This is a genomic window from Amycolatopsis camponoti, assembly GCF_902497555.1.
In the GTDB taxonomy this organism is placed as follows: domain Bacteria; phylum Actinomycetota; class Actinomycetes; order Mycobacteriales; family Pseudonocardiaceae; genus Amycolatopsis; species Amycolatopsis camponoti.
Window position 1 is genome coordinate 751,836 of sequence record NZ_CABVGP010000003.1, and the last position, 23,110, is coordinate 774,945.

A 23,110-nucleotide genomic window follows, 5' to 3' on the forward strand; every position below is an offset into this window, starting at 1 on the left:
CGAGTGGCCGGGTTCGCGGATCCTTGAGAGGAGCAAGTGATGACTGTTGCCGGCATCGTCAGCGCACTCATCGTCGGGCTGATCATCGGTGTTCTGGGCCGGCTGGTCGCCCCCGGCAAGCAGAGCATCCCGATCTGGCTGACCATCGTGATCGGCATCATCGCCGCCTTCATCGGCACCGCGATCGCGCGCGGGCTCGGGTACGCCGACACCAATGGCATCGACTGGCTGGAGGTCCTCACCCAGGTCGTCCTGGCCGCCATCGGGGTGAGCATCGCCGCCGGCGCCTACGGACGCCGTGGCGTGACGAGGTAAGCACCGCCCAGGCCGATCCGGCCCGGTTCGCCTTCGGAGGCGAGCCGGGCCGGATCTTTTTCGCCCTCACTCCTTCGGGGGTCTGCGCGGGCGACGCGCCGGGATCGGTGCCACCGTGGCGCTTATTGCGCTATCGGAGGAGGCAGCAGTGCTCGGCGGAATTTGGGGCATCATCTCGACGATCATCGTGGGCCTGATCCTGGGCGTGCTCGGCCGGCTGTTCGCGCCGGGCGACCAGAAGATCCCGATCTGGCTGACCATCGTCGTCGGCATCGTGGCCGCGTTCATCGGCAACTGGCTCGCGGGCGTGTTCGGCGTCAAGGACACGTCCGGCATCGACTGGATCCGGCACATCTTCCAGATCGTCGCCGCCGTCGTCGGGGTCATCGCGGCCTCGGCGATCTACGCGAAGGTCAAGGGCGGCAGCCGCACTACCGCCTGACGGCCAGGCCTGCGCCGGCGAGCAGCAGCACGGCGGCGCAGGTCATCGTCGTGGTGAGCGCGGTCGCGGACGACGTCACGGCGAGCGTCAGGAACAAGCTGCCGAACGTGGCCACGCCGACGACCTGGCCCAGCTGCAGCGTGGTGGTCAGCAGACCGCTGACGTCCGCCGCGCGCTCGAGCGGGACGTGCGTCAGCGCGTTCACCATCAGGGAGCCGAACGCGGGGCCCATCGACAGCCCGAACAGCAGCAGGGCCACGAAGAACAGCGCGCCGCCGTCGCTCCCGAGGGCGAGCAGCGCGTAGGCGATCGCGGATCCCACGTAACCGCACGGGGTCAGCCAGGCGTGCACCCGCCGCGGCAGCCGGTTCCAGAAGAACCCGCACAGGCCGAAGACGACACCGCCGGGCGCCATCGCCAGGCCGGCGGCCATCGCCGTCTTGCCGAGGCCCGACTGCAGGTGCAGCGACACGCAGAAGAGGAAGCCGCCGTAGGACGCGACGCCCGCCCCGAGCGTGGCCAGACCCGGCGCGACACCACGAATCTTGAGCGCGGCCAGGTCGACGAGCGGGTCGCGCACGCGGCGTTCCACGACCACGAACAGCACGGCCAGCAGAACCCCCACGGCGATCGATCCGTACGTCCAAGCGGGCCAGCCGGTTTCGTGCCCGAGCACCAGCGGCAGCACGACGAGGACCACGGCCGGCACGGCGATCGCGAGTCCGGCGAGGTCGAGCCGGCGGCCGGCCTTCGCGGCGCCGCCGGGCAGCAGCTTCAGCGCGAACACCGCGACGAGCACGCCGATCGGGACGTTCACCAGGAAGATCGGCCGCCAGCCCGCGCCGAAGAGGTCGGCACCGACGAGCACGCCACCGAGCACCTGGCCGGCCACGAACGCGACCGAGATGACGGCGGTGTACGCGCTGAGCGCCTTGGCCCGCGCGGCGCCGGTGAACTGCGCCTGGATGACGCTGATGACCTGCGGCATCATCAGCGCGGCGCCCGCGCCCTGGGCGATCCGGGCGACGATCAGGGGCGCCGCACCCGGCGCGAGGCCGCACAGCAGCGAGCAGACGGTGAAGGCGATCGTGCCGGTGACGAACAGCCGTCGCCGTCCGAACAGCTCGCCGAGGCGGGCGCCGGTGATCAGCAGCATCGCGTAGCCCACGGTGTAGCCGGAAACGACGAGCTGCAGCGCGGCGCCGGACGTGTGCAGGTCGGTGCGGATGCCGGTCATGGCGACGTTCACGACGGTGACGTCGAGCAGCGCCATGAACTGGCCGAGCAGCAGGACGGCCAGCAGGAACCACGGCCGCCGGTCCGGCCGGGCTGCCCGGTCCGTGGCCGGGCCGGCCGGTACAGGGGTGGTCAGAGTCATGGCTCCGAGCCTGCTTTTCCCTGGCGACGCGCGGAGAGAGCCTGCTGATGCTGGTGCTGGGAGTACCAGCGTCGCCGGCTGAGTCCAGAAACTGTCGTACCCCTCCGGCACCATGTCCGCATGACCCAGACCCAGGTCCGCACGAGCCGCCGGGAGGAACTCGGCGCGTTCCTCAAGGCGTGCCGGGCGCGGATCGGCCCGGAGGAGGTCGGCCTCGCGCCCGGCCCACGCCGGCGTCTCAGCGGGTTGCGCCGGGAGGAGGTGGCGCTGCTCGCCGGCGTCGGCGTCACCTGGTACACGTGGCTGGAGCAGGGGCGGCCGATCAACGCGAGCTCGCAGGTGCTCGACGCGGTGGCGCGCACGCTGCGGATGGACCACCCGGAGCGGGAGCACCTGTACCGGCTGGCGGAGCTGACGCCGTCGCGGCTGCCGTCGACCGTGGAGCTGGTGCCGGACACGGTGCTCGAGGTGCTGCGCGCCCTCGATCCGCTGCCCGCCACGGTGGTCAACGGCCGGTTCGACATCCTGGAGTCGAACGCGGCCCAGGAGGAGCTGTTCTGGGAGTGGCACAGCCTGCCGTGCCTGCACAAGAACCTGCTGTGGTGCTGCGTGACCGAGCCGAACGCGCGGGGGTTCCTCCTGAACTACGACGAGGAGGTCCCCTACATGGTCGCGCGGATGCGCACCGAGTACGGCAGGCACGTCGGCGATCCGTCCTGGGAAGAGGACATCCGGCGGCTGTCGGCGCTGAGCCCGGAGTTCGCCGGGCTGTGGGCGCGGCACGAGGTCGCGGAGCCGCAGGCCCGGCTGCGGCGGTTGAACCACCCGCGGGCCGGCCGGCTGAACCTCCGGTTGACCGAGCTGGCGGTGTCCGAAGCGCCGGGACTGCGGATCCAGGTGTCCACTCCGGACGATGCCGGGAGCTGGGCGTTGCTGCCTTCGACGCGGCGGCCGTCATGACGGCACTCGAGCTGAGCGGCCGGGGGCTGACGTCGTTTCCCTCGCTGCCACCGGGGGTGACCCGGCTCGACCTGTACAAGAACTCCCTTTCGACGGTGCCCGCGTCGTTGTGGGAGCACACCGGGCTGGAGGTGCTCAACCTCGCGACGAACCGGCTTTCTTCGCTACCGCCGGGGATTTCGGCACTCTCTTCGGTGCACACGCTGGACCTGGCGCACAACCGGTTCGAGTCATTGCCGGACGAGCTGGGCGAGCTGGCCGGGCTCACCGAGTACCTGTACGTCAGTGACAACCGGCTGACGGCGTTCCCTCCGGCGTGGTGCCGGTTGGGCCGGCTGCGGTACCTGGGCTGCACGGACAACCGGCTCACCGCGTTGCCGTCGGATCTGTCCGGGTTCTCTTCGCTGCGCGAACTCCGGTTGTACCGCAACGAGCTGACCGCGCTGCCGGAGTCGATCGGCACGCTCGGTGCCTTGCGGGAGCTGCACCTGCGGGGCAACCGGTTGACGTCGCTGCCCGCGTCGATCGGTTCGCTGACCGAGCTGCGTCAGCTGGACCTGCGGGAGAACCTCCTGGAGACCCTGCCGTCGTCGATGGCTCGACTGTCCAAACTGGACAAGCTGGATCTGCGGTGGAACAAGCACTTCCGGGAGCCGGCGTGGCTGCGCGACTTCGAGGAGGCGGGGTGCATGGTCCTTCGCTGACAACTCAACAGAGGATGGTCGGGCGCGGGCCATACGTCGCCGTGTGCGACGTCCGCCGGACCTCGGCGCCGCTCACGACGTCGTAGAGCACGCGGGTGTCGGTGACGCTGAAGCCGGGCGTCCCGATCGACGGCTGGCACGGGTCGGTGCCGCTTCCGCCGAACTGGACCGGTGGCGGGTCACCGGGTGTCTGGGCACCGGTCTGGCTCTCGACGCGGTAGTGGCGGGTGCCCCAGATCCGGACCGTCACGGAGTCGCCGGACACCACGGCCTGGACGGCGATCCCGGTCGGCGAGTCGTTCGTCAGCTTGAGCTCGACGGGGCTGCCGTCGGCGTTGACGGCCTTGGCGTCGCGGCCGACGGGGTAGCGGTCGAGGTAGCGGTCGTGCTCGAGGTGGCCACCGTCGGTCAGGCCCGCGAGGTAGCCCGCGTTGTACAAAGTGGACGCGAGCTGCGAGACGCCACCGCCGGTGACGGTCGCGCCGGTGCCGTCTTCGTCGGCCGGGGCGGGCACGTAGCCGTTGCCGGCGGTGCGCGGGCCGGAGCGGGCGCCGAGGCTGAACGTCTCGCCGGGCTTGACGATCGTGCCGGACACGCGGGCGGCGAGCGTCCGGTTGTTCGTCGCGGCCGGGCCGGCGAGGCCACCGGTGGTGAACTCGCCGACGACCTCCTTGATGCCGAGCGCGCTGGCGGCGTCGGTGGTCACGCCGGGCTTCGACGCGCTGTAAACGACGGGCAGGTCCCGGCCGTCGGTCTTCTTGAGGACGTCGATGAGCGGCAGGAAGGTCTTCTCCCAGTTGACCTTCCGGGCGTCCTCGGAGGGATCGACGGCGGGCTGGTCGCCGGTGAAGACGATCTGCGCGTCCTTGCCGTCGGTCTCGGTGCTCGCGAGCCCGTCCTTCAGGGCGGCCTGCAGCTTGCCCTGGTCGATGCGGACCTCGACGGCCCCGCCCTCGACCGCGGCGAACTGGAACGACGACGCGATCGTGGCCGGCGTGAGCGGGACGTCCTTGCCCTGCCCGTGCACGACGACCGGCTTCGCGACAGCGGGCACGACGATCTGCCGGTAGGCGGCCTGCACACCGGCCGCGGTCGCCTTGACGGGCGTGATCGCCATGCCGAGCTTGACCCCGCCGGGGTCGAGCCAGTGCTCGGTGACGGCGTGCACGGCGCCGGCGAGGTCGGTCAGCTGCTGACCTTGCCGCGGCAGGACGGGGTAGGGCGTGACACCACCGTCGCCGACGGCCATGAACCCGACCGAACCTTCGGTGGCCGGGTGGTTCAGCCTGCCCTCGGCGAGCTCGCGCACGGCTTGGGCGATCTGGTTCGGATCGGTCTGCGTGGCGACCCCGACCTCGCGGCTGGTGAAGAAGGACATGACCCGCGTGATCGGGCTGAGCGGCTGGTGCCCGGCGAGCCCGAGGGTGTTCGGCCAGTCGAGCCCGAGCCCGGACTTCGAGGGCACGAGCTCGGCCTGGACATCACCCCCGTGGACGACGACGGGCCGGATGAGCCGCGGCTCGAGTTCCTTGCGCAGCTTGGCTTCCGCTTCGGCATGGGTCAGCCCCCCGACATCGACGCCGGCCACGGTCACCCCCCGCGGAACATCCCCGGCGCTGGCGACGAGGTCGATGGCGTAGAGGATGACGAAGAGCCCGAGCGCGATCCCGACGGACATCATGGTCCGGGCAAGACCGGTCCGAAGCCTCCGCGCGGCAGTCTCGGGGGCGGGAGGTGGAACGGGGGTTTCGAGAAGTTCGCCGAGCAGATCATCGGCGAAGAGATCAGTAGTGCCGGCGGCTTCGGGCTCCGCGGTCGCGGCTTCGGGTTCAGCACTCGACTCGGCGAGTTCCTCGGCGGCAAGAGGCTCGGCGGGCTCGGTTTCCCCGGGCGTGGGCTCGGCGGCCGGCTCCGGGGTCGCAGGCTCGCTTTCCCGCACCTCGGCAGGTTCGCGCACCTTGTCTTCTGCCACGACCCCGCCTACAGGTACAGCCCCGTGCCGTGTTCGGTTCGCTCCGTTGCGACCGCGTGGATGTCGCGTTCGCGCATCACCAGGTGGCCCTCGCCGCGGATCTCGACCTCGAACTGGTCCTCCGGGTTGAAGAGCACGCGGTCGCCGGTCTTGACGTTGCGCACGCTGTTCCCGACGCCCAGCACGTCACCCCACGCCAGCCGGCGCGCTACCTGCGCTGTCGCCGGGATCACGATGCCGCCGCTGCTGCGGCGCTCGCCCTCCTCCGGGGCCAGCCTCACCAGCACCCGGTCGTGGAGCATCTGGATCTCGAGTTTCGCCCCGTCAGACACGGTTGGCATGCTACTCGGCGGGCTCACCCGCCATGACCAGGCTCAGCTCGCGCGCCCCATCCGCTTGGATCCGCACCGGGACGCCCCAGTCCTGCCGCGTGATCCGGCACGCCGGGTGCTCGCCCCCGTCATCGCAGCTCGCGGCCTGCGCGACGACCTGCAGCACGCCTTCGGTGACGCCTTCGGCCAGCAGGATCTTGCGCGACAGATCCGTGCCGGTGCCGACGCCGTCGGCCAGCAGCGACGGCGGTGACGCGCTGATCTCCAGCCGCGTCGACGGGCCGAAACGGTCGTCCAGCTTCTCGCCGGGCGGCGCCTGGAACACGACCGAAAAGTCGATCTCGCCCGGTGCGAGCACCGTCGGTGGCCGGCGTACGGCGTGTGCGTCGCCCGATACGAGCGTCGGCGCCGAGGACGAGTCCAGCGGGCCGATGCGGTTGCCCGCCGACTCGACGACCAGCAGCTCGCCGTCGTGCAGCAGCAGGCCCTGTGGCTCCGAAAGCCCGGTGGCGATCGTCGTCACTTGGCGCGTGAAGACGTCGAAGCGGCGTACGGCGCCGTTGTACGTGTCCGCGATCGCGACCTTGTCGCCGGGCAGCACGGCGAGGCCGAGCGGGTGCTGCAGCAGCGCCTGGTCGGCCGGGCCGTCGGTGTGGCCGAACGAAAAGAGGTCGACGCCGATCGCCGTGTGCACGGTGAACGACTCGCCGGTGGGCTCGATCCAGCGCAGCGCCGACGTCTCCGCGTCGACGAGCCACAGCTTGTCGCCGTCGGCGGCGAGGCCCGACGTCTGCGCGAAGAACGCTTCGCCGACGTCGCCGTCTCGGAGGCCTTCGACGGTCGTCCCGGCGAAGCGGCGGATCGTGCCGGAAACCGGGTCGAACACGCTCAGCGTGTGGTTGCCGGCCATCGCGACGACGACCCCGCCGGCCGCGCCGTACCAGGCGACGTCCCACGGGCTCGTGAGGTCGACCTCGACGCCCTTGCCGGAGTCCGGTCCGGTGCGCCACTGCGCGCCGGTGCCCGCGACCGTCGTGACCTCGCCGGTGATCAGGTCGAGGCCGCGCAGCCGGTGACCGGCGGTGTCGGCGACCACGGCGTGGTAGCCGGCGCGCTCGGCGACGTCGTAGGGCAGCAGCGCGATGCCGGACGGCTCGGCGAACGTCGCGATGTCGAACGGTCCGTCCTGGCCACCGCGTTCTCCGCTGCCGAAGCGCCGGATGACCGTCTCACCGTCCGAAGCGAACTCGACGACGGAGTGGTGCCCGGTGTCCGCGACGAGGACGCGTCCCTCGGCCGTCGCGACGGCCTTGCTCGGGAACCGCAGCTCGCTGACCTGCTCCTCGACCGGGACGTACGGGCTGCCGCCGCGGCGAAGCGTCCCCTTCGCTTCGTGCTTCTTCACGAGGTCGGCGATGACGCGGCGAAGCGCCTCTTCGTGCCCTTCGCCCGCGGCGACGTGCACGACGTACCCCTCGGGGTCGACGACCGCCAGCGTCGGCCACGCGCGGACCGCGTACTGCGACCACAGCTCCATCTTCGGGTCGTTGACGACCGGGTGGTGCACCTCGTAGCGCCGGACCGCGGCTTCGATCGACGCGCGCTCGCCCTCGTGCAGGAACTTCGGCGAGTGGACGCCGATCGTGACGAGCACGTCCGCGAACTCGGCTTCGAGGGGGCGCAGCTCGTCGAGCACGTGGAGGCAGTTGATGCAGCCGCTGGTCCAGAAGTCCAGCAGGACGATGCGCCCGCGCAGCTCGGCGAGGGTCAGCGGGCGCCCGCCGGTGTTCAGCCAGACGTCGCCGCGCAGCTCGGGCGCGCGCACGCGGGCCTGCGGTCGGGGTGAGGTCACGGCAAGAGTGAACTACATGTGCTCACGCTCTGTTCCGAGGTTCCGCCGATGAGAGAACAAACTCACCCCATGGTGGTGCCCGTGAAGACGGCGGAAAAGAACGCGCGGCGGGGTGAGCCGCCGCTTAGGCTCGGGACATGACCCCCGTCCAGCCGGCCGGCGCCCTCACCTTCGAGGAGGCACGGCACCTGCAGGAGAACCTCCGGGAACCGGTGCGTCCCGGGCTGACCGGACCCGAGCTCGACGACGTCGAGCGCCGGTTCGGCTTCCGCTTCGCCGCGGACCACCGCACGTTCCTGTCCGCCGGCGTCCCGATCGGCGACCGCTGGCCGGACTGGCGCTGCGGCAACCCGGAGCAGCTGCGCAAACGGCTGGCCTGGCCGGTCGACGGCGTGCTGTACGACGTCGAGCACAACGGCTTCTGGCTGCCGGACTGGGGCACGCGCCCGGTCGGCCCGGAGGACGCGGTCCGCGAAGCCCGCCGTCGCCTGGCCGACGTCCCGCAGCTGGTGCCGGTGTGCGGGCACCGGTACCTGCCCGGCTTCCCGGACACGGCGGGCTACCCGGTGCTGTCGGTGTACCAGACGGACATCATCGTTTACGGCTCCGACCTGCGGGACTACCTGCACCGCGAGTTCGCGACGGGCGGCATCAGCACGGCCCCGCCGGACGGGCCGCGTTATATAGATTTCTGGTCCCGCTTCATCGACTAAGCGAATCTGACGCTGTCTAGCGCCAAAGCTAGAGAAACTTAGAAGCTGCTAGCTCTCCCGCCGCAGCATCCGGCTGACGCCCGCCGCCACCGTGGTCGCCAGGATCCAGCCCGACGCCGTGAACCCGGCCGCCACCCAGTTGTCCGATCCGTGCATGTACCAGCGCGACTTGTTGCCGAAGTCCACGATCGGCACCAGCAGGTCCGCCGTGTAGATCACCGGGTTCCACTGCAACCCCGTGTCCTGCTGGTTCACCACGCACCGGGGGCCGTTCGCGATGATCTGGTGCGTGGGATCCGAACTGACCCAGTGGATGCAGTCGTCCGAGCCGAGGCCGAACCACAGGCTCCCCAGCACGAGCAGCGTGAACAGCCAGCCCAGCGCGCGCACCGGGCGGTAGCCGTAGCCGACCATCGACCGCTGCAGCCAGCTCCACAGCCGCACCCCCGGGCCGAAGAACTTGAAGCCGCCGGCCAGCGCGTCGTAGCGGAACTGCTGCTTGCGCAACGCCACCGTCGACGCGTGCTCTTCGTTTCCCGCCGCGCGGAGCATGTGCGCCAGCTGGTCGTACGGGCCGGGCCGGTAGCCGCGCATGGCCCTGCTCAGCAGGTCGATGCGGTGGTCCAGCGCCTTGTCGTCGGCCAGTGGAATGCTCTTGCCCAGCGCGTCGTACCGGAAGTCCTCCAGCTCGATGCCTTCGGACGCGGCCCAGAACTCCTCGTTGTCGGTCAGCGTCCCGCAGTGCGCGCGGCGCAGCACGACCCGGCCGGTGGGGGGCACGTTCGGCGTCAGCGTGAACTCGTCCGCCGCGACGTCGCCCGCGTCGAGCGCCACCATGAACGGGGGCAGCGAGCCCAGCTGGGAACCGCGCAGGTCCACTCGGCGGGCGACCTGGGCACCGTCCAGGTTGACGCCGCCCTCCGCGACGAACGGGCGGCCGTTGTTGTCCCGCAACGTCAGGTCGCGGCCGATCCGGCCGGTGCGGACGTCCAGCGAAAAACTGCTGGTCGCGCGCAGGCCCGGCTCCGTCAGCCGCGTCCCGGCCAGGTTGATCGAGCCGCCGACCTCGACGCCCTGCAGCCGCAACGTGCCGTGGATCGTCGCGTCCGTGAGCTGGAAGTTGCCCGCGATCTTCGACCGGCGCGCCGAGAACACGTCCCGGCCCGGGTGGCGGAACATCGAGTTCCAGGCCAGGAAGTTGCCCCCGACCGTGACGTCGGCCAGCCGCAGCTGACCGGCCGGGACGCGCAGGCTCGTCGCCTCGATGTCGCCGCCGATCTCGGTGCCGTCCAGGTGCAGCGCGCGGTCGTAGTACGGCTGCGACTTGCCGCGCACCACACTGACCTCGGCGCCGGCCAGCCGCAGCGAGCCGCCGATCCGGGCGTTGACCATGCGCAACGTGCCCAGCGCCTGCAAGCCGTCGGACAGCTCGACGTTGCCGTCGACGCGCATCCGATCGGCGACCAGCGCCGGGCGCGGGTCGAGATACGGGTCGTTGGACTTCCACGCGTCGACGGCGATCGGCCCCTGCTGCGACACCGTCAGCTTCGCTTCGCGCAACACGATGTCACTGTCCACCGTGGCGCTCGGCAGGTACATGATCCCGGTCGCGGAGAAGCGTTTCCGCTGGCTGGCGGGCCCGTAGTTGTCGACCTCGCAGAGCAGGCTGCCGCCGATGTGCAGGCCGTTGCCGTTGAGCGCGAAGCCGTCCGGGTTGTTCAGCGTCGCGCCGGAAAAGTTGACGTTACCGCCGGTCCGCAGGCCGGGGAGCCGGACTTCGCCGTTCGCGACCATCCGGTACGCGAGCAGCGCGCCGGCGAGCACCAGCCGGTCGGCGTGGATCGCCTTGCCGTGCGGGTGGGCGATCACCGTGCGGGTCAGCACCAGCGACCCCTCGATCACCGCGTCGGTGAGGTTGACCGCGGCGTTCGGCATCCCGCGCTCGCGGTCGTCACCGCGCTGGACGGTGGTCTCCTCGATCTCGCGGTCGGCGCCGTCGACCTGCACGACGCTGCGGATCAGCCGGACGTCGTTGCGGCTGCGCATGTTGCGCGCCTTGAGCCCGGGCAGCCAGCACTTGCGGAACACGAGCCCGAGCAGGTGCGCCTCGCGCACGTCCGGCGGCTGCTCGAACCGGCAGCGCTCGAACCGGAAGAGGTACTTGAGGTCCGCGGCACGCAGGTCGAGCGTGCCGGTGATGTAGGCGTCCTCGACGTAGACGATCGGGGCGTTCGTGGCCGTTCGCCGCCAGCGCAGCAAGCCACCGTTGCCGGGTTTCAGCAGGTCGGCGGCCTTGACCTCGTAGCGACGGTCGGGGATGCCCGCGAACGGGTCGAGCGGAGGCAGCGCGCTTTCGGTCGTAATGGCTGTTTCTCCCCCCACCTCGTTCCCAGTGGCGCCGCGTCGGAACCCCCGGAATCACACCCCGTCCCCGCGCCGACTATATCACCGGTAGATCACCGAACCGGCCCATTGACGCCCACCGGCCACGCATGATGTGATCTTTTAACCGATTGCTCGGGGAGGGGCGCTGGTGGCATTTAATCGACCGCGGATTTCCGCGCGAACCCAGCACGCGTGTACCCGTGCAGCCGTTTCCGATCAGCAATCGGAAAAACTGTTCCGGCAGCAGAGGGGTAGAAATGCGCGCACTCGTACGTGGAGCACTGGTCACCGCCGCGTTGGCGACCGGCGGAGCGCTCGCTTTGGGCGGCACAGCGGCGTTCGCCACCTCGGCGAGCACCAATGAAGTGGTGGTAGCGGGCCCATTCGACTGGTATGACTCGTGCCACCGGACGCAGCAGGAGTACCAGCGCTACTACACGATTGTCCAGGGTTGTTTCCAGCTGACCGCCGGAAACGACAAGTGGATTTTCACCTACGACAACACGCACCACTAGAAAAGCGTTTGCCCTGCGCGTCCACTTTCGGACGCGCAGGGCAAACGGCTATTGACCCTCGAGACCCGCGCTGTTCGTCGGGTCCAGGACGCGCGCGAGGAACGACTTCGTGCGGTCGTGCTGCGGGTCGCCGATCACCTGGCCGGGCGGACCCTGCTCGACGACCACGCCGCCGTCCATGAACAGCACGCTGTCGGCCACCTCGCGGGCGAACTGCATCTCGTGCGTGACGACCAGCATCGTCATGCCCTCTTCGGCCAGCTGGCGCATGACCGCGAGGACGTCGCCGACCAGCTCCGGGTCCAGTGCGGACGTCGGCTCGTCGAACAGCATGACGTCCGGGTTCATCGACAGCGCCCGCGCGATCGCGACGCGCTGCTGCTGCCCGCCGGACAGCTGCCCGGGCAGCGACGTCTCCTTCTCGCTCAGGCCGACCTTCTCGAGGTTCTCCCGCGCGATCCGCTCGGACTCCTCCTTGCCGCGCTTGAGGACCTTGCGCTGCGCGACCGTGAGGTTCTCCAGCACGGTCAAGTGCGCGAAGAGGTTGAAGCCCTGGAAGACCATCCCGATCTTGCGGCGAGCGCCGTCGATGTCGACGTCCTCGTGGGTGATCTCGTTGCCGTTCACCACGATCTTGCCCTGCTGCGGCTCCTCCAGGAGGTTCACGCAGCGCAGCAACGTGGACTTGCCCGAGCCGGACGGCCCGATGATGCAGACGACCTGGCCCCGCTCGACCTGCAGGTCGATGCCCTTGAGCACCTCGAGCGGGCCGAACGCCTTGTGCAGGCCGGCGATTTCGACGATCACGTCGCTCACTTGGTACCCCCGGACACTCCGGCGCCGTATTTTTTCTCCAGCCGCTGCTGCAGGATCGACAGCGGGATGGTGATGACGAGATAGCAGAGGCCCGCGACGACGATCGGGGTCAGGCCCTTCGCCTCCAGCAGCGCCTGGCGGCTGAACTGCGCGAGCTCCTGCTGCGCCGGCGTGGTGCCGAGCAGGAACGCCAGCGACGAGTCCTTCGTCAGCATGATCAGCTCGTTGGCCAGCGGCGGCAGCACGATCCGGAACGCCTGCGGGATGACGATCGTGATCATCGACCGCGTCGGCGACATGCCGAGCGAGCGGGCGGCCTCGACCTGCCCGCGCGGCACGGCCTGGATGCCGGCCCGGATCGTTTCGGCCATGTAGGCCGAGGACACGATGCCGAGCGCGATCATGATGGAGATGTTGCGCGGCAGGTGCGTGTCCGGGAACGCGATGGGGACGCCGACCCCGACCGCGAGGAAGATCAGCAGCGCGGGCAGGCCGCGGAAGAACTCGATGTACCCCCGCGCGAACCACCGGTACGGGCCCACCGAGGACAGCCGCATCAGCGCGAGCACGAGGCCGAGCCCCAGGCCCAGCGCGAAGCCGAGCGCGGTGAAGATGATGGTGTTCTTGAGCGCGACCGTGATCACGTCGGGGAACTGCGCGGCGGCGACGTCGAGGTCGAAGAACGCCCGCCCGATCTGACCCCAGTTGGCCAGGAACGCGAAGACCACGATGATCACGAGCAACAGGACGTACTGCGCACCCCGGAACGCCGAACGTCGCCGGCGTCGGCTCAGTGCCATTTCACTCCTCAGGCAAGCCCGGAAAGGGCGGTTAAGACACCTCTGGAAACACCGCTGTGGCCGGTGCCGAAGCACCGGCCACAGGCGGGGGTCTTACTGGGTGGGGTTACCGGGCAGCCAGGTCGGTGCCTTGCCGAACCACTTCTGGTAGATCTGCGCGTAGGTGCCGTCCGACACCGAAGCCTTCAGCGCGTCGTTGATCGCCGTGACCAGGGCGGAGTTCCCCTGCTTGACGCCGATGCCGTAGAACTCGTTCGTCTTGAACTCGGTCGCGACGGCCGTGTCCGGGTTCGTCTTCACGAAGTCGTACAGCACGCCGTTGTCGTTGACGCCGGCGTCGACCGTGCCGTTCTTGACCGCCTGCTCCTCCAGCGCCAGGTCGTCGAAGGTGACGATCTCGGCGCCCTTCGCGTGCTCCTTGGCGTAGTCGGCGCCGGTCGTGGCCGACTGGACGCCGATCTTCTTGCCGGCGACGTTGCTGAAGTCCTTGATCGGCGAGCCGGACTTGACCAGCAGCGCCTGGGTCGCCTCGAAGTACGGGTTCGAGAAGTCGAACTTCTGCTTGCGCTTGTCGGTGATCGTCATGCCCGCCGCGGCCAGGTCGCACTGGCCGCTGTTCATGGCCTCGCCCGACTCGATGTTCTCGAACGCGATGTCGACGATGTTCTGCGTGACGTTCAGCTTCTTCGCGACCAGGTCCACGAGGTCGACGTCGAAGCCGACGATCTTGTCGCCCTGCTTGACCTGGAACGGCTGGTAGGGCAGGTGCGTGCAGGTCGTGAGCTTGCCGGACGCGATCAGCTGGACACCGCCGGCCGCCGTGCCGCCGTCGTCGCCCCCGCACGCGGTCAGGGCGGCGGCCGCCAACGCCAGCGCCGGGATCAGGGCGAGCGCCTTGAGTTGGGGTACTCGGGCCACGTCGTCACTCCTCGTAGTTCTCAGTTCGTGAGAGCACGCATATTGCCACTCATCCATACCAAAGCACAGCACTGTCGAGTTACAGCGACGTTTCGCCCCGCGCCCACCTCCGCGAGAGTGTCGCGCACGAAGGGCCACGTGGGTGAGGATGTCGTTCATGAACGCGATCCCGCCCCGGCTGCCCCCGTCCGGTCGACGCGCGAGGAAGGCGACGACCCGCCGGATCACCCGGCCGGGGGCGCGGTTCGACGGGTACCTCTCGCCGGAACGCCCGCACGCCGGTGCGTACGACGAGATGTTCGCCGACGACGGCACGGTCCGCGGGCCCTACCGCGCGCTCTACGAGTCGATCGCCGCACTCGACGCGCACGACCTCAACTCCCGGTCGATGGCGCTGGACCGGGCGATGGTCGACCAGGGGATCACGTTCTCGCTGTCCGGCCAGGAGCGGCCGTTCCCGCTGGACCTGGTGCCGCGGGTGATCCAGGCGGCGGAGTGGTCGAAGCTCGAGCGCGGCGTGGCCCAGCGCGTCCGCGCGCTCGAAGCGTTCCTCGCCGACATCTACGGCGACCGCCAGATCCTGCGCGAGGGCGTGCTGCCGCGGCGGCTCATCACCTCGTGCGAGCACTTCCAGCGGGAGGCCTTCGGCATCAACCCGCCGAACGGCGTGCGCATCCACGTGTCCGGAGTGGACCTGGTGCGCGACGAGGAGGGCACGTTCCGGGTGCTGGAGGACAACCTCCGCAACCCGTCCGGGGTGTCGTACGTGATGGAGAACCGGCGGACGATGGCGCGGGTCTTCCCGGACCTGTTCGCCCAGCACCGCGTCCGGCCGGTCGGGGACTACGCGTCGCACCTGCTCCGGGCGCTGCGCGCGGCGGCCGCGGCGAACGTCGCCGACCCGGTGGTCGTCGTGCTCACCCCCGGCGTCCACAACTCGGCGTACTTCGAGCACTCGCTGCTGGCCCGGCTGATGGGTGTCGAGCTGGTCGAAGGCCGCGACATGTTCTGCCGCGACAACGTCGTCTACCTGCGGACGACCGAGGGCGAGCGCCAGGTCGACGTCATCTACCGGCGCATCGACGACGAGTTCCTCGATCCGGTGCACTACCGGCCGGACTCGGTGCTCGGCATCGCCGGCGTCCTCAACGCGGCGCGCGCGGGCAACGTCGTCGTCGCGAACGCCGTCGGCAACGGCGTCGGCGACGACAAGCTCGTCTACACCTACGTGCCCGAGATGGTGAAGTACTACCTCAACGAGAAGCCGCTGCTGCCCAACGTGGACACGTTCCGGTGCTGGCTGCCGGACGAGTTCGACCACGTCATGGCCCACCTCGACGAGCTGGTCGTCAAGCCGGTCGAGGGCTCCGGCGGCTACGGGATCGTCTTCGGGCCCGAAGCGACCCCGGAGGAGCTGGCGACGCTGCGGCGGAAGGTGCGCGCGAACCGGCGCGGCTGGATCGCGCAGCCGGTGGTCCAGCTCTCGACCGTGCCGGCCAAGGTCGAGGACCGGCTCGCGCCGCGGCACGTCGACCTGCGGCCGTTCGCCGTCAACGACGGCAAGGACATCTTCGTCCTGCCCGGCGGGCTGACGCGGGTGGCGCTGCCGGAGGGCAGCCTGGTCGTCAACTCGTCGCAGGGCGGCGGTTCCAAGGACACGTGGGTGCTGACGTCCCGGACGTCGAGCGCCGAGCGCGAGCTGGAGCAGCCCGCCCTCGGCGCGATGTCCACCGTGGACGGCCTCATCGCCGAGCAGGGGCCCGAGCTGACGTCGTCCCAGCAGCAACAACAGCAGCAACAACAGAGTTAGGGAGGTCCGGATGCTGGCACGCAACGCGGAGTCGCTGTACTGGATCGGCCGGTACGTCGAACGCGCCGACGACACCTCCCGGATCCTCAACGTCTCGGTCCACCAGCTGCTGGAGGACGCGACGGTCGACCCCGACCACGCGAGCCGCCAGCTGCTGGCCGTCCTGGGCATCGACACCCCGGACGGCGAGGCCCTCGACGTCTGGAAGCTGACCGAGCTGGTGGCGTACGCGAAGGACAACGCGGCGTCGATCGTCGGCTCGATCAACTCGGCGCGCGAGAACACGCGGGGTGCGCGCGAAGTCGTCTCGACCGAGCTGTGGGAGTGCCTGAACGCGACGTGGAACGCGGTCCCGGACCGGCAGCGCTACGCGCGTCGAGCCGGGCCGCACGCGTTCCTCTCGTTCGTGGAGGAGCGCGCGGCGATGTTCGCCGGGCTCGCCGACTCGACGATGTCGCGGGACGACGGCTGGCTGTTCATGGTGCTCGGCCGCTCGATCGAACGCGCCGACATGGTGGTGCGGCTGCTGCTGTCGCGGGTCGCGGACCGCGCGTCGTCACCGGGGTGGATCACGGTGCTGCGCTCGGCCGGCGCCCAGGACACGTACCTGAGGACGTACCGCGGCGCGCTCGACGCGGGCCGCGTCGTGCAGTTCCTGTTGCGGGACACGCTGTTCCCGCGTTCGGTGTTCCACGCGCTGCGGCAGGCGGAGGAGTGCCTGCAGCGGCTCGACCCGGGCGGCGGCGCGCGCAACAACGAGAAGTCGGAGGCCCTCCGCCAGCTCGGCCGGGCCCGCAGCGAGCTGGAGTTCTTGCGCCCGGCGGACCTGCTGACCGACCTGCCGCGGCGGCTCGGGACGTTGCAGACGACGATCCGGGAGATCGGGGAAGCCGTGTCGTTGCAGTACTTCAGCACGTCGCCGTGGGTGGCGTGGAGCGGTGCGGAGGTTTCACTGTGACGTGGCAGCTGCGGGTGGCGCACCGGACGGGGTACCGGTACGCGACGCCGGCGACGCAGTCGTACAACGAAGCGCGCCTGACCCCGCGCTCGGACCGCCGTCAGACGACGGTCGCGACGCGCATCGAGACGACCCCGGCGACGCGTGCGTACCGCTACACGGACTACTGGGGCACGGTCGTGACGTCGTTCGACCTGCACGCGCCGCACACGGAGTTCACGGTGCTGGCGACGTCGGTGGTCGAGACGGCGGACGAAGCCGAGCCGATCCGCACGGCGTCGTGGAAGGACCTGCGTTCGGAGACGGTCATCGATCATCGGACGGAGTACCTGAGCCCGACCGACTACACCCCGCGCGACGCCGCCTTGGCGCGCGAAGCCCGCGCGCTGCGGACCGGGTTGGATCCGGCCGAATCGGTGCTGGCGGTGTGCGAGTGGGTGAACAAGCAGCTGAAGTACCAACCGGGCACGACCGGCGTCCACTCGACGGCGACCGACGCGTGGCAGGCGCGTGAGGGTGTGTGCCAGGACTTCGCGCACGTGACGCTGGTGATGCTGCGCGCGATCGGCGTCCCGGCCCGGTACGTGTCGGGGTACCTGCACACGAAGCCGGCCGCGAAGCTCGGCGAGGTGGTGGAGGGCGAGTCGCACGCGTGGGTCGACGTCTGGACCGGCGGCTGGTGGGCGTACGACCCGACGAACGCGATTCCGGTCGGGCCGCGGCACGTGTGGGTGGCGATGGGGCGGGACTACGCCGATGTGGCGCCGTTGAAGGGGATCTTCACGGGTGGTGGGCAGTCCACTTTGGACGTGTCCGTCCACTTGACCCGGCTGGCCTGAGCGGCGCTTTCCCGGGAAAGCGCCGCTCAGGGGGATCAGCCTCGGGCGTGGGCGTCCAGGATGTGCGCCACGGCTTCGGTGACCCGCTGCGCGTGGTCCAGGTGCAGCCACTCGTCCGGCACGTGGATGTTCGAGTCGGACCCGCACGCGCCGGTGACCAGGAACTGGGCCTCCGGGTACTTGCGCGAGAGCAGGCCCATGAACGGGATCGAGCCGCCCATGCCGGTCGCGCGGTGCGGCCGGCCGAAGACCTCGTCGCTGACCGTGCGCAGGGCCGCCGTCAGCCAGGGCGACTCGGTCGGCGCGTTCCAGCCGTCCTCCGCCTGCGGGTTGTGACCGAAGGTGACCTTCGCGCCGTACGGGACGTCGGTGGTCAGGGCCCGCTTCACGGCTTCGAGGCCCTTCTCGGCGTCGGCCGTCGGCGGGAGGCGGAAGCTCAGGGTCAACGTCGTGCTCTCGCGCAGGACGTTGCCCGCGTCGGCCGGCTTCGGGAAGCCGTCGGCGCCGATGATCGACAGCGTCGGGCGCCACGCGTTGTTGAGCATCAGCTCCAGCGCGTCCTCGGTGATCACGCGACCACCCTCGACCAGCGGGAACGCCTTCGACAGCGCCTCCGGGAAGTCCTGCGAGACGGCCTTGAGCTCGGCCAGCCGGTCCGCCGGGACGTCGACCTTGAGCTCGTCGAGCAGCAGCTCGCCGGTCTCGCTGTCCTCGAGCCGCTCGATCAGCTTCCGCAGCACGCGGAACGAGCTGGCGACGACGCCCGAAGCGATGCCCGAGTGCTGGGCCGAGGCCAGCAGCTGCACGGTGACGTCGAGGTGCAGCATCCCGCGCAGGCTCGTGACCAGCCACAACCGCTCGTAGTCGCTGCCGCCGGCGTCGAGGCAGATCACCAGCGACACCGCGCCGATGCGGTCGGCCAGGTGCTCGACGTACGCGGGCAGGTCGGGGCTGCCGGACTCCTCGCCGGTCTCCAGGAGCACCACGATCCGGGCGTGCTCACCGCCGGCGGCGTGGACGGCTTCGATCGCCGTCGTCGCCGCGTAGCCGGAGTAGCCGTCGTCGACGGACCCGCGGCCGTACAGCCGGCCGTCGCGGATCACCGGCGTCCACGGGCCGAGGCCCTCGGACCAGCCGCCGACCGGGGGCTGCTTGTCGAGGTGGCCGTACATCAGGACGGTGCCCCGGTCCGCCGCGCCCGGGGTCGCCGGGACGTCGACGAGCAACAGGGGAGTGCGGCCTTCGAGCTGCACGACGTCGAGGGTCGCCCCGGGCAGGTCGCGCGCGGCGATCCACTCGCGGACGTGCTCGACGGCGGCGGCCAGGTGACCGGTCGTCGCCCACTCGGCGTCGAAGGCCGGGGACAAGGCGGGGATGGCCACCAGCCCGGACAGACTCGGGATGACGTCGTCGGTCCACGACGTCACGACGGATTCACGAACGGATTTCTGCTCCACGAGCCCATCGTGCCACGGGGCTACGGGCGTGCGGCACATCACAACAGCGTCCCCGGAGTGGGGGATCACGCAGGCGCACGGCCACGTGCTCGTGCGGCCACGCCTGGTGAGCGCCCGGACCGATTCCCTACTCTCGTAGGTCCGATGCTCGGGCTTCCTAACGTTTTCCCTGTTCAGAGCCCCTTTCTCAGCAACAAATCAGCAACCGTCACTGACCAAAGCCACGACCTTCGTGCCAGGATGTCGGCGTGAACCGTCAACGCCGACGGTGACCGAGCGCTTCGGAGACCCGAGCCGCTGGTCCCCGCCGGTGCAGTCGCTGTGGTCGCCACAAGCGGCCGCCAGAGGCACCGACACCGAGGAGTACCGCCCATGCCGTCCGAACAGTGGACGCACCCGGAGCCTGGAGACGGGCCGGCCGCCGTCGCGGCTCAGCCTTCGCCCGAGCAGGTGATCGCCGGATTGCGAGCGACCAGCGAAGGGGGCGCTGAGCTGACTCAGCTGCTCACCCCCGAAGGCGAACGGGTCCCGTCACCCCAGTTCGACAAGTACGTCGACGACATCGACGACGAAGCCCTGCGCGGCCTGTACCGCGACATGGTGCTCGTCCGCCGCGCGGACCGCGAAGCCAACGCGATGCAGCGCCAGGGCCAGCTCGGCATCTGGGTCCCGCTGCTCGGCCAGGAGGCCGCGCAGATCGGGTCGGGCCGCGCGCTGAAGCAGAACGACATGGCCTTCCCCAGCTACCGCGAACACGGTGTCGCGTACGCGCGCGGGGTCGACATGAAGGATCTGCTGGGCATCTTCCGCTGCACCGACCACAGCGGCTGGGACTACAAAGCTCACGGCTTCCACCCGTACTGCATCGTCATCGGCAACCAGGTGCTCAACGCCGCCGGGTACGCGATGGGGCAGAAGTTCGAGGGCAAGGTCGGGGACGACGACGGCGAAGCGACCATCTGCTACTTCGGTGACGGCGCGACCTCACAGGGCGACGTCCACGAAGGATTCGTCTGGGCCGCGGTCTACGACGCGCCGCTGGTGTTCTTCTGCCAGAACAACCAGTGGGCCATCTCCGAGCCGACCGAGCGCCAGTCGCGCCTGCCGCTCTACCAGCGCGCCCGCGGGTACGGCTTCCCCGGCATCCGCGTCGACGGCAACGACGTCCTGGCCTGCCTCGCGGTGTCCCGCTGGGCGCTCGACGAGTGCCGCCACGGCAACGGACCGGTGCTGATCGAGGCGTTCACCTACCGGATGGACGCGCACACGACGACCGACGACCCGTCGCGCTACCGGCTCTCCGACGAGCTCGAAGAGTGGAAGCTCAAGGACCCGATCGAGCGCGTCCGGGCGTTCCTGGCCCGCAAGGGCGGCGCCGACCACGACTTCTTCGAGCAGGTCCAGGCCGAGGCCGACGCCTTCGCCGCCGACCTGCGCGAATACACGTTCAACATGCCCGAGCCGCCGCCCGAGCGGATCTTCAGCAACGTCTACGCCGAGGGCAACCCGGTGCTGGAAGCGCAGCGCGAAGAGTTCCTGTCCTACCTCGACGGCTTCGTATCGGCGGGTGAGCACTGATGACCGACCTCCAGAAACTCACCATCGGCAAGGCGCTCAACCTCGGCCTCCGGCGCGCGATGGAAGAGGACCCCAAGGTCCTGATCATGGGCGAGGACGTCGGCAAGCTCGGCGGCGTCTTCCGGATCACCGACGGCCTGCAGAAGGACTTCGGCGAGCAGCGCGTGCTGGACACGCCGCTGGCGGAGTCCGGCATCATCGGCACCGCGGTCGGCCTGGCCGTGCGCGGGTTCCGGCCGGTGTGCGAGATCCAGTTCGAGGGCTTCATCTTCCCGGGCTTCGACCAGATCTCGTCCCAGCTGGCGAAGCTGCACTACCGCACGCAGGGCAAGATCAAGATGCCCGTCGTGATCCGGGTGCCGTTCGGCGGCGGGATCGGCGCGGTCGAGCACCACTCGGAGTCGCCGGAGTCGCTGTTCGCGCACATCCCGGGCCTGAAGGTCATCTCGATTTCGAACGCCGTCGACGCCTACTGGGGCATCCAGCAGGCGATCAAGTCGGACGACCCGATCCTGTTCTTCGAGCCGAAGCGGCTGTACCACTCGGGTGCGCTGCGCGCGGAGATCGACACCGACGGCACGCCGTCCCCGGTGTTCTCCTCGCAGGTCGTCCGCGAGGGAACGACAGCGACGGTCGTCGCGTACGGCCCGTCGGTGAAGGTCGCGCTCGACGCGGCCGCCGCGGCCGAAGACGAGGGCAAGTCCCTCGAGGTCATCGACCTGCGCACGCTCTCACCGCTGGACCTCGGCCCGGTGTTCGAGTCGGTGCGCAAGACCGGCCGGCTGATCGCGCTGTCGGAGGCGCCGTCCGAGTCGTCGCTGACGTCGGAGATCGCCGCGCGCGTCCAGCAGGAGTGCTTCTACTCGCTGGAAGCGCCCGTCCTGCGGGTGACCGGGTTCGACACGCCGTACCCGCCGGCCAAGCTCGAGGAGCACTACCTCCCCGACCTGGACCGGGTGCTGCACGCCATCGACCGCTCGCTCGCCTGGTAAGGGGGATCTCCGCGCAATGCCTACGTACAAACAGTTCCCCCTGGCCGACACGGCCGAGGGGCTGACCGAAGCCGACATCCTGTCCTGGCACGTGAAGCCGGGCGACACGGTGACGGTCAACCAGATCGTGGTCGAGATCGAGACCGCGAAGGCCGCCGTCGAGCTGCCGATCCCGTGGGCCGGGGTGGTCACGGAGCTGCACGTCGAGCCGGGGCAGACGGTGGAGGTCGGCACCGCGATCCTCACCATCGACGTCGACCCCGGTGGGGCGGCCGCTCCGGCACCGGCCGCTGCTCCCGCTTCGGCTCCGGCCGAGGAAGAAGAGATGAAGCCGCTGGTCGGCTACGGCTCCAAGGCCGTCGTGACGCAGCGGCGGGCTCGCAAGGGCGCGGCTCCGGCCGCTCCCGCTCCGGCCGCCGCTGTCGTCGCTCCTCCCGCGCCCGCCCCGGTCGCGGCGCCCGCGCCCGCCCCGGTCGCGGCTCCGCGCGGCGGGTACGTCCCGCTGGCGAAGCCGCCGGTGCGGAAGCTGGCGAAGGACCTCGGGGTCGACCTGCACGCGCTGACCGGCACCGCTTCGGGCGGCGTCATCACGCGTGACGACGTCGAGCGCGCGGCGAACGGTGCTGTCGTGGCGCCTGCCGCATCCACTGTGGACACCGGTTACGACCCCACCACCCGCGAGCGGCGCGTGCCGATCAAGGGCGTCCGCAAGATGACCGCGGCGGCGATGGTGCAGAGCGCGTACACCGCTCCGCACGTCACGGAGTTCCTGACCATCGACGTCACGCCGATGATGGAGTTCCGCGAGAAGCTGAAGAAGTCGCGGGAGTTCGCCGGGGTGAAGGTCACGCCGCTGACGTTCGCGGCGAAGGCCGTGTGCCTGGCGGCGAAGCGCACGCCGGACATCAACGCGGTGTGGGACGAGGCCGCGCAGGAGATCGTCTTCAAGGACTACGTGCACCTCGGGATCGCGGCGGCGACGCCGCGCGGCCTGATCGTGCCCAAGGTCCGTGACGCCGACTCTCTTTCGCTCAAGGAGCTGGCTCAGGCGCTGACGACGCTGACCGACGTCGCCCGCGAGGGCAAGACGTCGCCGGCGGACATGGCGAACGGCACGATCACGATCACCAACGTGGGCGTGTTCGGCGTCGACACGGGCACGCCGATCATCAACCCGGGCGAGTCCGCGATCCTGTGCCTCGGCGCGATCAAGGACCAGCCGTGGGTGGTGGACGGCGAGATCAAGGTCCGCAAGGTCCTCCAGCTGTCGCTGAGCTTCGACCACCGCGTGGTCGACGGCCAGCAGGGTTCGGAGTTCCTGGCCGACGTCGGCGCCTTGCTGGCCGACCCGGCCATGGCGATGACTTACTGAGT

Annotated in this window: 21 protein-coding genes; 12 read left to right on the top strand and 9 right to left on the bottom strand. The window is 70.1% G+C overall.

Annotation, left to right across the window (positions count from 1 at the left end; all coding sequences use genetic code 11):
• The first annotated feature begins 39 nt into the window (after window positions 1-39).
• Together AA23TX_RS40015 and AA23TX_RS40020 are read left to right on the top strand one after the other, a co-directional pair.
• On the top strand, window positions 40-315 hold the full coding sequence (locus AA23TX_RS40015; RefSeq protein ID WP_155548159.1) for a GlsB/YeaQ/YmgE family stress response membrane protein: 276 nt from the start codon (window positions 40-42) through the stop codon (window positions 313-315).
• A 148-nt stretch (window positions 316-463) separates the two neighbouring features.
• Window positions 464-757, top strand: a complete 294-nt coding sequence (locus AA23TX_RS40020) for a GlsB/YeaQ/YmgE family stress response membrane protein (protein WP_155548160.1) — start codon at window positions 464-466, stop codon at window positions 755-757.
• Here the strand turns inward: AA23TX_RS40020 and AA23TX_RS40025 are convergent.
• On the bottom strand, window positions 747-2,135 hold the full coding sequence (locus AA23TX_RS40025) for an MFS transporter (RefSeq protein ID WP_155548161.1): 1,389 nt from the start codon (window positions 2,133-2,135) through the stop codon (window positions 747-749). The genes AA23TX_RS40020 and AA23TX_RS40025 overlap by 11 nt on opposite strands.
• 120 nt (window positions 2,136-2,255) lie before the next feature.
• On the opposite strand from AA23TX_RS40025, the gene AA23TX_RS40030 reads away from it, so the two are divergent.
• A complete protein-coding gene (locus AA23TX_RS40030) occupies window positions 2,256-3,095 on the top strand; it encodes a helix-turn-helix transcriptional regulator (RefSeq protein WP_155548162.1) in 840 nt (279 codons plus the stop codon).
• On the top strand, window positions 3,092-3,799 hold the full coding sequence (locus AA23TX_RS40035; protein ID WP_155548163.1) for a leucine-rich repeat domain-containing protein: 708 nt from the start codon (window positions 3,092-3,094) through the stop codon (window positions 3,797-3,799). Before AA23TX_RS40030 ends, AA23TX_RS40035 begins: the two co-directional genes overlap by 4 nt.
• Window positions 3,800-3,803: 4 nt before the next feature.
• Here AA23TX_RS40035 and AA23TX_RS40040 read toward each other — a convergent pair whose 3' ends face one another.
• The 3 genes from AA23TX_RS40040 to AA23TX_RS40050 are packed head-to-tail and all read right to left on the bottom strand — an operon-like array spanning window position 3,804 to window position 7,928.
• Window positions 3,804-5,771, bottom strand: a complete 1,968-nt coding sequence (locus AA23TX_RS40040; RefSeq protein ID WP_155548164.1) for a VanW family protein — start codon at window positions 5,769-5,771, stop codon at window positions 3,804-3,806.
• A gap of 8 nt (window positions 5,772-5,779) precedes the next feature.
• Window positions 5,780-6,112: a GroES family chaperonin gene (locus AA23TX_RS40045; RefSeq protein WP_155548165.1), complete on the bottom strand. Its 333-nt coding sequence runs from the start codon at window positions 6,110-6,112 to the stop codon at window positions 5,780-5,782.
• Window position 6,113: 1 nt separating this feature from the next.
• The gene (locus AA23TX_RS40050) at window positions 6,114-7,928 is read right to left on the bottom strand and encodes an NHL domain-containing thioredoxin family protein (RefSeq protein ID WP_155549378.1); all 1,815 of its coding nucleotides are present in this window, start codon (window positions 7,926-7,928) and stop codon (window positions 6,114-6,116) included.
• Between the two features lie 164 nt (window positions 7,929-8,092).
• Here AA23TX_RS40050 and AA23TX_RS40055 point away from each other — a divergent pair, with 164 nt between their 5' ends.
• A complete protein-coding gene (locus tag AA23TX_RS40055; protein WP_155548166.1) occupies window positions 8,093-8,668 on the top strand; it encodes a hypothetical protein in 576 nt (191 codons plus the stop codon).
• A 48-nt stretch (window positions 8,669-8,716) separates the two neighbouring features.
• Here the strand turns inward: AA23TX_RS40055 and AA23TX_RS40060 are convergent, their stop codons facing one another.
• Complete coding sequence (locus AA23TX_RS40060; protein ID WP_155549379.1) at window positions 8,717-11,032, bottom strand: oxidoreductase; 2,316 nt, start codon at window positions 11,030-11,032, stop codon at window positions 8,717-8,719.
• Between the two features lie 278 nt (window positions 11,033-11,310).
• On the opposite strand from AA23TX_RS40060, the gene AA23TX_RS40065 reads away from it, so the two are divergent.
• A complete protein-coding gene (locus tag AA23TX_RS40065) occupies window positions 11,311-11,568 on the top strand; it encodes a hypothetical protein (RefSeq protein ID WP_155548167.1) in 258 nt (85 codons plus the stop codon).
• A 48-nt stretch (window positions 11,569-11,616) separates the two neighbouring features.
• On the opposite strand, the gene AA23TX_RS40070 is transcribed toward AA23TX_RS40065, so the two are convergent.
• The 3 genes from AA23TX_RS40070 to AA23TX_RS40080 form a co-directional block, all read right to left on the bottom strand.
• Window positions 11,617-12,384, bottom strand: a complete 768-nt coding sequence (locus AA23TX_RS40070) for an amino acid ABC transporter ATP-binding protein (RefSeq protein WP_155548168.1) — start codon at window positions 12,382-12,384, stop codon at window positions 11,617-11,619.
• Entirely contained in the window at window positions 12,381-13,184 is an 804-nt protein-coding gene (locus AA23TX_RS40075) for an amino acid ABC transporter permease (RefSeq protein WP_155548169.1), read from the bottom strand. The genes AA23TX_RS40070 and AA23TX_RS40075 overlap by 4 nt, the downstream gene beginning before the upstream one ends.
• 93 nt (window positions 13,185-13,277) lie before the next feature.
• Window positions 13,278-14,102 (bottom strand): basic amino acid ABC transporter substrate-binding protein, encoded by an 825-nt coding sequence (locus AA23TX_RS40080; protein ID WP_230863030.1) that lies wholly within the window; start codon window positions 14,100-14,102, stop codon window positions 13,278-13,280.
• Between the two features lie 148 nt (window positions 14,103-14,250).
• Here AA23TX_RS40080 and AA23TX_RS40085 point away from each other — a divergent pair, with 148 nt between their 5' ends.
• Genes AA23TX_RS40085 through AA23TX_RS40095 form a run of 3 tightly spaced genes read left to right on the top strand, consistent with a single transcriptional unit; the run spans window position 14,251 to window position 17,709 of the window.
• The gene (locus tag AA23TX_RS40085) at window positions 14,251-15,912 is read left to right on the top strand and encodes a circularly permuted type 2 ATP-grasp protein (RefSeq protein WP_155548171.1); all 1,662 of its coding nucleotides are present in this window, start codon (window positions 14,251-14,253) and stop codon (window positions 15,910-15,912) included.
• Between the two features lie 10 nt (window positions 15,913-15,922).
• Window positions 15,923-16,870 (top strand): alpha-E domain-containing protein, encoded by a 948-nt coding sequence (locus tag AA23TX_RS40090; protein ID WP_155548172.1) that lies wholly within the window; start codon window positions 15,923-15,925, stop codon window positions 16,868-16,870.
• Complete coding sequence (locus AA23TX_RS40095) at window positions 16,867-17,709, top strand: transglutaminase family protein (protein WP_155548173.1); 843 nt, start codon at window positions 16,867-16,869, stop codon at window positions 17,707-17,709. The genes AA23TX_RS40090 and AA23TX_RS40095 overlap by 4 nt, the downstream gene beginning before the upstream one ends.
• 35 nt (window positions 17,710-17,744) lie before the next feature.
• Here AA23TX_RS40095 and AA23TX_RS40100 read toward each other — a convergent pair whose 3' ends face one another.
• Window positions 17,745-19,166 carry a M20/M25/M40 family metallo-hydrolase gene (locus tag AA23TX_RS40100; protein WP_196425800.1) on the bottom strand — a complete coding sequence of 474 codons (1,422 nt, stop codon included), beginning with the start codon at window positions 19,164-19,166 and terminating at the stop codon, window positions 17,745-17,747.
• Window positions 19,167-19,538: 372 nt separating this feature from the next.
• Between AA23TX_RS40100 and pdhA the strand changes: the two genes are divergently transcribed.
• Genes pdhA through AA23TX_RS40115 form a run of 3 tightly spaced genes read left to right on the top strand, consistent with a single transcriptional unit; the run spans window position 19,539 to window position 23,108 of the window.
• Window positions 19,539-20,744 carry a pyruvate dehydrogenase (acetyl-transferring) E1 component subunit alpha gene (gene pdhA, locus AA23TX_RS40105; RefSeq protein WP_155548175.1) on the top strand — a complete coding sequence of 402 codons (1,206 nt, stop codon included), beginning with the start codon at window positions 19,539-19,541 and terminating at the stop codon, window positions 20,742-20,744.
• The gene (locus AA23TX_RS40110; RefSeq protein ID WP_155548176.1) at window positions 20,744-21,736 is read left to right on the top strand and encodes an alpha-ketoacid dehydrogenase subunit beta; all 993 of its coding nucleotides are present in this window, start codon (window positions 20,744-20,746) and stop codon (window positions 21,734-21,736) included. Before pdhA ends, AA23TX_RS40110 begins: the two co-directional genes overlap by 1 nt.
• 16 nt (window positions 21,737-21,752) lie before the next feature.
• Window positions 21,753-23,108 carry a dihydrolipoamide acetyltransferase family protein gene (locus AA23TX_RS40115; RefSeq protein ID WP_155548177.1) on the top strand — a complete coding sequence of 452 codons (1,356 nt, stop codon included), beginning with the start codon at window positions 21,753-21,755 and terminating at the stop codon, window positions 23,106-23,108.
• Window positions 23,109-23,110 lie beyond the last annotated feature (2 nt).